Below are 11,451 nucleotides of genomic sequence, written 5' to 3'. Positions count from 1 at the left end.
AATCCAAGGAGACAAAGATCATGTTCCACAAAGACAAGAGAACCGTGCTGCGCCTCGCACTCGCCTGCGCGCTGCTTCCCGCTTTCGGCAGCGCGCAGGCGCAGCCTGCCCCGGCGGCGTATCCGTCCAGGCCGATCAAGTTCATCGTGCCGGTGCCGGCCGGCGGCGCCGCCGACGCCATGGCGCGCATGATCGCCACGCACCTGCAGACCCGATGGGGCCAGCCCGTGGTGGTCGACAACAAGCCCGGCGCCGGTTCGAGCGTGGGGATGGCGGTGGTCGCCAAGGCCGCGCCGGACGGCTACACCATCGGCATGGGCAATGTCGCGGCCAACGCCATCAATCCCGCCGTGCGGCCCGAGGCCTTCCCCTACGATCCGGTGAAGGACTTCGCGGCGGTCACGATGGTGGGCATCACGCCGCTGATCCTGGTGGTGAATCCGCAGAAGGTGCCGGCGCGTACGCTGCCCGAGTTCCTCGCGTACCTCAAGGCGCACCCGGGACAGCTCAGCTACGGCTCTTCCGGCGCAGGCTCGGCGCTGCACGTGGGCATGGAACTCTTCATGCAGAAAACCGGCACCTCGATGGTCCATGTCGGCTACAAGGGCTCTGCGCCCATGCTGACCGACCTGCTCGGCGGACAGATCGATGCCGCCATGGATGCGGCCGCCACCTCCTGGCCGCAGGTGCAATCGGGCAAGCTGCGTGCGCTTGGCGTCTCGACCGCACAACGGGTGTTCTTCGCGCCCGAGCTGCCGCCCATCGCCGAGTTCGTGAAGGGCTTCGAGATGAATCCCTGGCATGGCGTCATGGCACCGGCCGGCACGCCGCCGGCCATCGTCGACAAGCTCGCGGCCGAGATCCAGGCGTTCCTGCGCCTGCCCGGCACCGAGGCCCAGCTGCGCGAGCGCGGCGTGGTGCGCGTGGGCTCGAGTCCCGCGGAGTTCGCGAAGAGCCTGCGCGATGAAGCCGCCTTCTACAGGAAGCTCGCGGCCGACGCGGGCATCAAGGCCGAATGAGCCGCCGGAACCGGGACCAGGCCATGCGAGCTTCGGCAACTGCTTTTGCGCTTTCGCGCCGCGCCCTGCTCGGCCTGCTGGCCGCATCGGCGGCGCCGTCGCTCTGGCCCGTGCCCGCCCGCGCGCAGGCGCCGTGGCCCACGCGGCCCGTCACCGTGATCGTTCCGTTTGCGCCGGGCGGCGCGGGCAACGGCTCCGTGCGCATCCTGGCCGAACTGATCGCACCGCGCATCGGCCAGCCGCTGGTGGTCGACAACCGCCCGGGCGCGGGCGGCATCACCGGCACCGCGATGGTGGCCGCGAGCAGCGACGACCACATGCTGCTGATGGGCAGCACCACCATGACCATCCTGCCGGCACTGCGCAGCGACCTGGGCTACGACGTGCAGCGGGACCTGCAGCCGGTGGGCATGATTTCGACGCAGCCGCTGGTGCTGGCCGTGGGCGCCGGCTCGCCCGTGCGCAGCCTCGACGACCTTGTGGCCCGCGGCCGCGCGGGCGAGCTGAGCGCCGGCAACAGCGGCGTCGGCACGCTCTCGCACCTGGCCACCGAGCTGCTCAACCGCAAGCTCGGCACGCGCCTGCTGCCGGTGCCCTACAAGGGCGACAGCGTGCTGATCCCCGATGTCGCGGCGGGCACCGTCTCCGTGGGCGTGATGAATCTGCCGGTCGCGCTGCCGCTGGTCCAGGCCGGCCGCCTGCGCGCGGTGGCCGTCACCTCGGCGCAGCCCCTGCCGAACCTGCCCGGCGTGCCGGTGCTGCGCTCGCTCGGCGAGGAGTTCGTCATCGCCGGCTGGGCCGCACTCTTTGCGGGCCGCAACGTGCCCGCGGCGGGCGTGGAGCGGCTCGAAAAGCTGCTGCGCGAAGCCATGGACACGCCGGCGGTGCGCGAGCGCTTCGCCGGCTTCGGCGTCACGCCGGCAGCGTCGACGCCCGCACAGCTGCGCGCGTATGTGCGCAGCGAAACGGCGCGCTGGGCGGACGTGGTGCGCAGCCGCGGCATCAGGCTCGAATGAGCCGGGCCGGCGGCTGGCGCGCAGCAGGCCCGAACTAGAATCCGGCGCACGTTCCGCCTCTGGAACCCTTCTCCACGCATTCATGACACGTCGCACCACCGGAGCCGTCTCCCGGCGAGACAGCGCAGCCCACCCTCCGGCAACCGAAACGAAGCACCAGGCCTCCGACGCCGCCAAGCCTTCGGCTTCGGGCCTGGGCGTGCTGGAGAAGGCGATGCATCTGCTGAACATCGTCTCGGCGCGCCGCAGCCCGATGACCTTCACCGAACTGCTGCGCGCCTGCGACCTGCCCAAGGCCACGCTGCACCGCATCCTGGCGACGCTGGTGCGCGAAGGGCTGCTGCGGCACAACGCCTACGACAAGACCTTCCAGCTCGGGCTGCGCCTGCTCGAGCTGGCGCACGACGTATGGAGCGAGTTCGACCTGCGCGTGGCGGCGCAGGACGAACTCGCGCGGCTGCGCGACGCGCTGGGCGAGACCGTGGAGCTCACGGTGCTCGACGGCACCTGCGTGGTCATCCTTGCCAGCGAACCCGGGGCCGAGGCCCCGGGCGCGCGCTCCGCCGTCGGGCAGCGCCTGCCGGTGCATGCGTCGGCGGCGGGCAAGGCGATTGCGGCGAACCTCGATCCCTCGGGCCAGCGGCGGCTGGTCCAGGCGCTCGATCTCGAGCGCTTCACGCCGCGCACGATCGTGGCGCCGGCCGAACTGCATGCCGAATTCGACCTGGTGCGCGCGCGCGGCTATGCCATCGAGCAGGGCGAGCGCGCATCCGATCGCGCGGCGGTGGCCGCGCCGATCTTCGACTACGAAGGCCGCCCGATCGGCGCCGTCGCCATCGCCACCGATGCGAGCCGGCTGGACGCCGCGCGCGCCCATGCCCTGTCGTCCGCGCTGATGGGCGCCTCGCGCAGCATCACCCACAGCGCCGCGGGCAAGGCCGTGTCCCTTGCAACCCAGGCGCCGCCCGAAACCACCTTGCCCGTCGAGGTGCGCTGCGTGAGCGAAGTGCGTTCGCTGCTGGGCGAAGGACCGGTGTGGTCGCCTCGCGACAATGCGCTCTACTGGGTCGACATCCTCACGCCCTCGGTGCACCGCTACGACGCCGCGACGGGCGCGGACACCGAGACGCCGCTCGGAACCATGGCAAGCCTGGTCGTGCCCAAGGCCAGCGGTGGTCTGCTGGTGGCAACGCCAGGAGGGGTCATGGCCCTCGATCTCTCCACGCGGCGGCTGACGGCCTTCTGCCACCCTGAGGCGGGCCGCACCAATGTGCGCTACAACGACGGCAAGTGCGATCGGCGCGGCCGCCTGTGGGTCGGTTCGATGGACATGGCCGCGGCGGCCAACCGGGGCCACCTGTTCTGCATCGAGGCGAACGGCAGCTGGAAGCAGGTCGACACCGGTTTCACGGTGCCCAACGGCATTGGCTGGAGCCCCGACAACAAGACCATGTACGTCACCGACACGTACCGCCAGACCATCTACCGCTACGACTTCGACCTCGCTGGCGGTACCGTTGGCAACCGGCGCCCGCTGATCACCATCGCAGCCTCCGACGGCAAGCCCGACGGCCTGACGGTCGACGACCAGGGCTGCCTGTGGGTCGCTCTCTGGGACGCCTGGCAGATCGCGCGCTTCTCGCCGGAAGGCCAGCTCATGCAGCGCCTGCGCGTGCCGGTTCCGCGTCCCACCAGCTGCTGCTTCGGCGGCGACAACCTGGACACGCTGTTTGTCACGAGCGCGTCGCTGCGGCTCAGCGAGGAGCAGCTGGCAACGGCGCCGCTGTCCGGCTCGCTGTTCGCCATTCAGCTGCCGGATGCGCGGGGCTTGCCCGAGGCGGCCTTCGCCGGCTGAGGCGCGCGCCTTGCGCGCCGTGGCGCCGAAGCCATGTAGATCGCCACCGCAATGCCGACCGCACTGACGCACAGCGGTGCGGCGACCGCAAGCCACCCGTTGCGCTGCACCGGCGCCGCGGCTGCTTCCGGTCGGTGGGCGGGCGGATCCGCGCGATCGAACTTCACGGGCAGGACTTCGGCGTCGAACATGTAGCCACGCCGCGGAGATGTCGCAATCAGTGTCGCGCCGTGATCGCCCAGGCGGCTGCGCAGTTCGCCGATGCAATGCACGAGCGAGTCGTGCGTGACCACCACGTCCGGCCACAGGCTGTCCATCAGCTCCGTCTTGCTGATGAGGCGCTGGGGATGGGCGAGGAAGAAGCGCAGCAGCGCATCGGGCTTGGGGCTGAGCGGTATCAGCGTGCCACCCTGCCGCAGCTGGCCGCGTTCGAAATCGAACTGGAAGTCCGCGAACTGAACGGCTGCCGCGACTCCGGCGCGGTCCCGCGAGCTTGCAGGTGCGGGCAGATCTTGCTCATTGGCTGGTGGTTGCCGCTCGTACATAAACGCATCTCTCGAGATTGCCGGCAGTGGCATTGAACACAGCGAACCGCTCGGAGATTTTGTTCCTGTTTGCTTCGCTCCGGAAGGTCATGAAGACTTTTCTCTTCGCGAAATCATCGCCACATCTTCGCAGTTCGATCATGAAGAATCCGCTGGCTTCGCCTATCGTGGATGGGTGGCATTCGCCACAGGCCAGGGAGTTCGCCGCATGGGTACCTATGCGCTCGATGGAGCGAATCATGCAAGTCCGAATCTTCTGCTCGATGTTCTTCAGCGCGATGGCGCTCTTCCCGCCGATCGCTCACGTGACTGCAGCCGAGGAGCGCGTCTATCTGGGCAAGGCCGAGATCGAGAGCGTGCTCATCGACAAGAGCATCGAGTCGAGGAACCTGTCGACGGGCATGGTGTCGCACTGGATCTTCCGGCCTGACGGCCGTGTCGAGTTCGTCAACAGGAGCGGTCCGGGCAGGGCCTCGGGAACATGGGTGATCCAGTCCGACGGCTTGATGTGCGTCACGATGCTCACTCGAACCGGCTGCCGCTATTGGTTCCGCCAGGGCAGCACGCTCGCCAATGCGCTGGGCAAGGAGCCCGACTCGCCACTTGTTGCAGAGATTGCGTTCGAGTAGCCGAAGGTATCCGGCGCCGCACGCAAAGCCTTCAGGGGCAAGTATTCTTGCGCCGTCGCAGATGCGACGGAGGCAATGAACATGTACATCGAACAAGGCGGCGAGGGCCCGGACCTGCTCCTGATGCTGCACGGCATGGGCGCCACGGGCGCGGTGTGGTCGCCCATGTGCGCCGAGGCCGGTGCCCGCTGGCGCGGCCGCTGGCTCGTGCTCGACCTGCCTGGCCACGGCCGGTCCGACCGGCAGGACGCCTATGCCATGGGCCAGTACGCCGCCGGCGTGGCGCGCGCCGCGTTGCCGCACCTCCATCCCGAGGGCCGTCTCATGGTGCTCGGGCATTCACTCGGCGGGGTGATTGCGCTCGCGCTGGCCACGGGCTGGTTCGGCGTCGCGCCGCACCGGGTGTTCGCAGCCGGCATCAAGCTCGCGTGGAGCGACGAAGAGCTGCGCCGCATGGAGGCGCTGGCGTCGCAGCCGGCCAGGAAATTCGCCACGGAAGAAGAAGCGTGGGACAGGTACCTCAAGGTCTGCGGCCTTGCCGGAATCGCGGATGCGGCGGCAGCCGTCGCTGCGCGGGGCATCGCGCGCGACGACGACGGCTGGCGTCTTGCGATGGATCCCCGGGCCCATGCCGTGGGCAAGCCGCCGGTGCCCGAACTGGCGGCGCTCGCGCGCTGCCCTGTCCATCTCGCCCGAGGGCAGCACGACGCGCTGGTCACGATGGCGCAGACCCGCGAGATCGACCCCGATGCGCGCGAGCTCGGGCCGCACGGCCACAACGTGATGGTCGAAGCGCCCGCTCAGGTTTGGAATTGGGTGGCCTCGCTCAGCTGAGCGAACCGAATTGGCACCACCCTTGCCTCGGCTGCGCGCGCCCGCAGCTGGCCGCACCCGCCGTCGACATCCTGGCCGGCCGAATGGCGCAGCTTCGTCAGGACGCCGCGCTGGTGCAGCGTGCGCGCCATCTGCTCGCAGCGCTCCAGCGAGGGGCGGCTGAAGGCCACGCCTTCCACGGCGTTGAAGGGAATCATGTTCAGCACGCTGAACTTGCCGCAGAGCAGCCTCACGATGCCCTCGATTTCCTCCGGCCCGTCGTTGACGCCTTCCAGCAGCGTCCACTGGTACTGGATCGGGTAGCCGCTGGCCCGGGCGTAGCGCTCGCCCGCGCCGACCAGTTCCTCGGGCGTCATGTTCGGCGCGCGCGGAAGGAGCTTCTTGCGCAGGTCGGCCTTGGTGGTGTGCAAGGAGAGCGCCAGCGCGGGCTTGACGCGCGCCTGCTGCAGCCGCTCGAACGCGCGCGGATCGCCCACCGTGGAGAACACGAGGTTCTTGTGGCCGATGTTGCCCACCGTGCCGAGCAGCTCGATCGCCTCCATCACGTTGTCCAGGTTGTGGGCCGGCTCGCCCATGCCCATGAACACCACCTTGCGCACCGGCCGGCGCATGCGCGCGAGGGCGACCTGGGCAATGATCTCGGCGCTGCCCACCTGGCGCAGCAACCCGTCGCGTCCCGTCATGCAGAACCGGCATCCGACCGCGCAGCCCACCTGCGACGAGACGCACAGCCCGTCGCGCGGCAGCAGCACGCTCTCCACCGTCTGGCCGTCGGCCAGCGCGACGAGCAGCCGCTCGGACCCATCGGCGCCGGGATGCACCGCGTGGATGCGCGCCAGCCCCGCAAGCTCCGCTTCGATCGATGGCAGGGCCGCCAGCAGCGACGAAGGAAAGAAGCTCGCCGGCAGGCGCCTGCCGCTGTTGCGCGGCAGCGCATGGGACCACAGCCGCAGGATGCGCTGCTCGTGGCTGGGGCCCGCGCCGGCTTCCCGCAGTCGTTGTTTCAGTTCGTGGATTCGCATGCTGCGGCAGATTGTGCACGGCAGTCGCGGCGTGCGCACCCGCTGCCTCGCGCGCCTCCCGGCTCGGACCTCAGAACGTCAAGGTCTCGCCCGCCACGTTGCGAATCCGGGTTGCCGATCGATGAGCGCGCCGAAGGATATCCGGGACGTCATAGGCGAGGAGGCGGCCGTTTCTTTTCAGGATGCGCCCGTCGACCAGCACGGTATCGACATTGCTGGCGCTGCCGCCTTGCACGACCGCCGTCTCGATATTGCCGATCGGCCACATGTTGAGATCCCTGGTCCGCACCAGGATGATGTCGGCACGCTTGCCTTCGGTGATCGACCCGGTGACATCGCCCAGCCCCATGGCAACGGCTCCGTTGATCGTCGCCATCTCGATCACCTCCTGCACGCCGACAGCCTTCGCCTTTTCGCTCGGCGTCCCCGTCCATGGCACCCCGAGGTTCCAGGTGAAGCGCATCATTTCGAACATGTCCGGCGGCGCGATGGACGTGGCGTCGCTCGATAGCGAAAGCGTCAGGCCCGCTTCGCGCATCGCGAACAGTGCGGCGCGTGCATCGCCGGTGCTGCTGAGCCGAAGCTCCGAGTGCGTCGCGAAGGACAGCGGCGTCTTCGTGCGCGCCATCGCGGCCAGGTCGGCCGCGGTGGCGGGCACGTAGTGGGCGATCATGAAATCCGGGCCCAGGTAGTCGCGCCGTTCGTAGTCGACCGCATCGACGTTGTTCGGTGCCTCCTGCGGCGCGTGGATCGCGACGGGCAGCCCGCTGGCCTTGGCGAACTTCATCTCTTCGTGGAAGACAGCGTCGGTGCTTTGCTGTGGGCCGCGCAGATTCAGCCCCAGGTGCACCAGTCCATCGAAATGCGGGCGCTCGCCGAACCACTCGCGCCGTATGCGGGCCAGATCGCCGTAGCGGTTGACCTCGTCGGCGGGCATCTTGTCGATGTGGCCATAGGCGTAGCGGGCCCGCACCAGCGAGCGCTGGTGCGCACGCAGTTCGGCATCGGCGTGGGCCGGGGAACGTGTGTTGTGCGACCAGTTGTGCACGGTGGTGGTGCCGCCGTTCGCCAGTTCGGCGCAGCCCAGCATCACGCTGTTGTAGAAGTCGTCGGGCGTATACAGGATCGAGGTCGCGTTCTTGGCGGGGTAATACGAGAAGCCGCCATCGCTTGCGGTGAAGCTGCGGCCGATGGCGCTCCACATGTGATAGTGGGAATTGACGAAGCCCGGCATGACGATCATGTCGGTGGCATCGATGGTCTCCGCCCCGGGCGCGCTCAGTCCCCGCCCGATCTTCTCGATCACGCCATCGCGCACCAGCACGTCGGCGCGCGGCAGCACGCCCCGGGCCCGGTCGACCGTGATGACGGCGCCGTTCCTGATCAGGTAGCTGCCGCGCCGGATGCGGGGCGGCCCGCCGGTTCCCGCAGGCCGGGCCGAGGCCGAGCGGATCAGCGCAGGCGCGCCGGTTGCGGCCAGCGCCATGGCGCCGACGATCCGGGTGAAATCTCTCTTGGTTGCTTTCATGCCTTGGCCCTTGGAAGTGAAGAATTGAAGCCCGCTCAGTACGTGCTGCGAAGGAAGGCGGCGGTCATGGCCAGCCCTGTCAGCACGATGAAACCGCGCACGACGGTCGGCTTCAGCCGCCGCACCGTGGCGCCTCCGGCGTACCCGCCGACCGCGGCGCCGACGGCCATCCACAGCGCGTGCGTCCACACGATCGCGCCGCTGGCCGCGTAGATGGCAACGGCGATCAGCGTCAGGACGGCGGAGACGAAGTTCTTGATGCCGTTCATGCGGTTCATGTCCGTCTGTCCCAGCGCACCGAGGACCGCCAGCAGCAGGATGCCGAGGCCGCCGTTGAAGTAGCCGCCGTAGATGCCGACCGAGACGATGGCTGCGTCCACGATCCACTGTTGCCGGAACGCCGGCGCATCGGCCTTCCGGCGCAGCAGCCCGGGTCCAAGGGCAAAGAGCAGCGTCGCGGCCAGCAGCAGCCACGGAACGATGCGGCCGAAGGCGCGGTTCGAGGTCGACAGCAGCAGTGCGGCGCCGGCCGCGCCTCCCAGCACCGACAGCACACCCAGCCGGGGAAGCGAGGGCGCAATCGGCCCGGACAGCTCCCTTCGCAGCGCCCAGGCGCCGGCCAGGTAGCCAGGCAGCAGCGCCGCGGTCCCGGTTGCGTTGGCCGACACCAGCGGCACACCCACCATCGCCAGCGCAGGCAAGGTCAGGAAGCTGCCGCCGCCCGCCACGGCGTTGAGCGCGCCGGCCAACGTCGCCGCGCCGCCGAGCAGCACCCACTCCAGCGCCGTCACGGCTTGCGCACGGGCAGCGACATGCGATCGGTGCGCAACAGCGTCGTGAGCACCACCCCGACGGCCGCCAGCAGCGTGATCTGCACGAGCCCGGCAACGCTCCAGCCGAATCGCGCAGCAATGCCACCGATGATGAAGCCTGCGAAAGCGCCCGCGCCGTACAGCGTGGTGACGAACACTCCGGTGGCACGGTTCGTGAGAGAGGCGCGAACGGACTTGATGTGGTAGCCCGCCAGGTTCACGTACAGCACGCCGCTCACCACGAAGCCCCACGCGAAGGACAACGCCGACTGGACCAGCATGCCCGCCGGTCCGGAGAACAGCAAGAAGCCCAGCAGGCCGGTGCCCGCGAAACTCAGCGACAGCACGAGCTTGGGGTGGAAGCGGTCCCCGAGCCAGCCGCCAAAGATCGAAGCGAACACGCCGAACCCGAAGATGCTCATCACGCGGCCGGTGTCCGAGGGCGTGTAGTGCAGATGTTCCCGCAGGAAGGTCGGATACATGCCGAGGTAGCCGTAGATGCACAGCCCCCCGATGACACTCATGGCGGTCAGCAGGATCGTGTTGCGGTTCCACATCGTCGCGGCGCCGCTCAGGCCGCCACGCGCATCCGCGGCCGAGGCGTTCTCTGTCATGCGCTTGCTCACGGCCACCGCGATCAGTGCCATGGCACCGAAGCCTGCCACGCCGAACACCACGAGCGGCAGGCGCCAATCGCGCTCGATGCCGATCAGGTGGCCGCCGAGCAGCGGCCCCACGATCGCCCCGATGCCGAAGGAGAAGTTGATCGCCCCCACTGCCGTCGAGCGGAACCGCGCGAAATAGCTCGCCGCGATGGCGATCACCACCGTCAGCTGCATCGCCTCGCCGATGCCGGTGGTGGCCCGGTAGACGATCATGTCGGCAAAGCCCTGCGAGTAGGCGGTCAGCAAGGTGCCGAGCGAGAAGATCGCGATGCCCACCTGCAGCACGGTCTTGCGCGACAGGCGGGCCAGCAGGTAGCCGGTCGGCACGCCGGCCACGGCCATGCCGAGCGTGAAGATGGTCGACAGCAGGCCGGTGTCGGCCAGGCCGAAGCCGAACTCCTTGCGGACATCCGCGGCGATGAGCGGAAAGATCTGCCGGTCCATCGCGTTGAGCGCATACGAGGCGAGCAGCAGCAGGAACATGCCGATCTCCAGCGCGGTGACGGGCGCTTCGCTGCGCGCATCGCCGGCCAGCGGGATGGCCGAGGTTGAGGTATGCACGGTTTGTCTCCTTCTCGTCGAGCGAGAAATTTGTTCGGGTGCGCCGGCGGTGCGGCGGGTGATTTACGCCGCGGTGCGTGCCGCGCTGTACCAGTCGAGGATCTGCTCGCCCGTGAGGAAAGCGACGTCGTCGTGCGCCCGGATGTGTGCCAGCGCCTCGCGGAAGTAGCGCAGGCGGTGCGGCGCGCCCATGATGTACGGGTGCACCACCAGTGCCATCACGCGGGCCGAGTTCTTCGCGTCGGCATGGAGCTGCTCGAACTGGTCGATGGCACGGTCGCGATATTCGCTGGCCTTGTGGTGCTGGATCAGCATCATCGCCACGTCGTTGCACTCCTGCGTGTAGGGCACGTTCACGATGGCACCGCCATTGCGTGTCTTCAGCTGCACGGGCTGGTCGTCCAGCACCCAGTCGCACACGTATTCGTAGCCCTGTTCCGCCAGGATGTCGGGCGTGTTCCACGTCTCGGTCAGCCCCGGGCCCAGCCAGCCGCGCGGCCGCTTGCCGGTGTATGCGCGGATGGCCTCGGTCGTCTTCGCGATATCCTCGACCTCGTCGGGCACCTTCTGCATATTCCGCTGCCCGAAGCCGTGGCCGATGAACTCCCACTGGCGCGCCATTGCCGCCTTGGCGATGGGCTCGTAGGCTGCGATCGCCGAACCGTTGATGGCGAGCGTCGCGCCGATTCCCAGTCCGTCGATCACCTCCAGCATGCGCCAGAAGCCGACGCGGTTGCCGTACTCGTGCCAGGCCCAGTTCGGGATGTCGGGCATCGGCGAACCGCCGGCCGGGGGCGTGAGCACGGTGCGAGGCATGGCCTCGTTGATGTCCCATTCCTCGACGTTGACGATGAGCCAGACGGCCAGGCGCTTGCCGTCCGGCAGCTTGAGCGCGGGACGCTCCGAAATGGGCGAGTACGAGATGCGTTCGAGTGGCTTCATGGTGTCTCCTGCGGCTTTCGGGT

Annotated in this window: 12 protein-coding genes; 5 read left to right on the top strand and 7 right to left on the bottom strand. The window is 68.8% G+C overall.

All coding sequences use genetic code 11. The features are described from left to right. Positions 1–20: 20 nt before the first annotated feature. The 3 genes from ACAM54_RS30115 to ACAM54_RS30105 all read left to right on the top strand — a co-directional run bounded on the left by ACAM54_RS30115 (position 21) and on the right by ACAM54_RS30105 (position 3,890). Positions 21–1,019: a Bug family tripartite tricarboxylate transporter substrate binding protein gene (locus ACAM54_RS30115; RefSeq protein WP_369651303.1), complete on the top strand. Its 999-nt coding sequence runs from the start codon at positions 21–23 to the stop codon at positions 1,017–1,019. 23 nt (positions 1,020–1,042) lie between these two features. Then, positions 1,043–2,035, top strand: a complete 993-nt coding sequence (locus ACAM54_RS30110) for a tripartite tricarboxylate transporter substrate binding protein (protein ID WP_192325904.1) — start codon at positions 1,043–1,045, stop codon at positions 2,033–2,035. Between the two features lie 82 nt (positions 2,036–2,117). Then, positions 2,118–3,890 (top strand): SMP-30/gluconolactonase/LRE family protein, encoded by a 1,773-nt coding sequence (locus tag ACAM54_RS30105; protein ID WP_369651304.1) that lies wholly within the window; start codon positions 2,118–2,120, stop codon positions 3,888–3,890. On the opposite strand, the gene ACAM54_RS30100 is transcribed toward ACAM54_RS30105, so the two are convergent. Together ACAM54_RS30100 and ACAM54_RS30095 are read right to left on the bottom strand one after the other, a co-directional pair. Further along, entirely contained in the window at positions 3,842–4,435 is a 594-nt protein-coding gene (locus ACAM54_RS30100) for a winged helix-turn-helix domain-containing protein (RefSeq protein WP_192325906.1), read from the bottom strand. The two genes, ACAM54_RS30105 and ACAM54_RS30100, sit on opposite strands and share 49 nt — an antisense overlap. Further along, positions 4,407–4,676: a hypothetical protein gene (locus tag ACAM54_RS30095; RefSeq protein WP_192325908.1), complete on the bottom strand. Its 270-nt coding sequence runs from the start codon at positions 4,674–4,676 to the stop codon at positions 4,407–4,409. Before ACAM54_RS30095 ends, ACAM54_RS30100 begins: the two co-directional genes overlap by 29 nt. Between ACAM54_RS30095 and ACAM54_RS30090 the strand changes: the two genes are divergently transcribed. Continuing rightward, complete coding sequence (locus tag ACAM54_RS30090) at positions 4,675–5,064, top strand: hypothetical protein (protein ID WP_209536826.1); 390 nt, start codon at positions 4,675–4,677, stop codon at positions 5,062–5,064. The genes ACAM54_RS30095 and ACAM54_RS30090 overlap by 2 nt on opposite strands. An 81-nt stretch (positions 5,065–5,145) precedes the next feature. After that, positions 5,146–5,898, top strand: coding sequence for an alpha/beta fold hydrolase (locus tag ACAM54_RS30085; protein ID WP_369651305.1), 753 nt, complete (start codon positions 5,146–5,148; stop codon positions 5,896–5,898). Here the strand turns inward: ACAM54_RS30085 and ACAM54_RS30080 are convergent. The 5 genes from ACAM54_RS30080 to ACAM54_RS30060 all read right to left on the bottom strand — a co-directional run bounded on the left by ACAM54_RS30080 (position 5,865) and on the right by ACAM54_RS30060 (position 11,428). Further along, positions 5,865–6,920, bottom strand: coding sequence for an RNA methyltransferase (locus ACAM54_RS30080; protein ID WP_369651306.1), 1,056 nt, complete (start codon positions 6,918–6,920; stop codon positions 5,865–5,867). The two genes, ACAM54_RS30085 and ACAM54_RS30080, sit on opposite strands and share 34 nt — an antisense overlap. Positions 6,921–6,990: 70 nt before the next feature. Beyond that, positions 6,991–8,406, bottom strand: a complete 1,416-nt coding sequence (locus ACAM54_RS30075) for an amidohydrolase family protein (RefSeq protein ID WP_369651307.1) — start codon at positions 8,404–8,406, stop codon at positions 6,991–6,993. Positions 8,407–8,483: 77 nt separating this feature from the next. Next, entirely contained in the window at positions 8,484–9,239 is a 756-nt protein-coding gene (locus tag ACAM54_RS30070; protein WP_369651308.1) for a sulfite exporter TauE/SafE family protein, read from the bottom strand. After that, complete coding sequence (locus ACAM54_RS30065) at positions 9,236–10,486, bottom strand: MFS transporter (RefSeq protein WP_369651309.1); 1,251 nt, start codon at positions 10,484–10,486, stop codon at positions 9,236–9,238. The genes ACAM54_RS30070 and ACAM54_RS30065 overlap by 4 nt, the downstream gene beginning before the upstream one ends. Positions 10,487–10,549: 63 nt before the next feature. Further along, complete coding sequence (locus ACAM54_RS30060) at positions 10,550–11,428, bottom strand: polysaccharide deacetylase family protein (RefSeq protein WP_369651310.1); 879 nt, start codon at positions 11,426–11,428, stop codon at positions 10,550–10,552. Positions 11,429–11,451 lie beyond the last annotated feature (23 nt).

It is taken from the genome of Variovorax sp. V93, from assembly GCF_041154485.1.
Classification (GTDB): Bacteria; Pseudomonadota; Gammaproteobacteria; order Burkholderiales; family Burkholderiaceae_C; genus Variovorax; species Variovorax beijingensis_A.
Note: the sequence above shows the minus strand (reverse complement) of the source record. Positions and strands in the feature narration are given on the sequence as shown.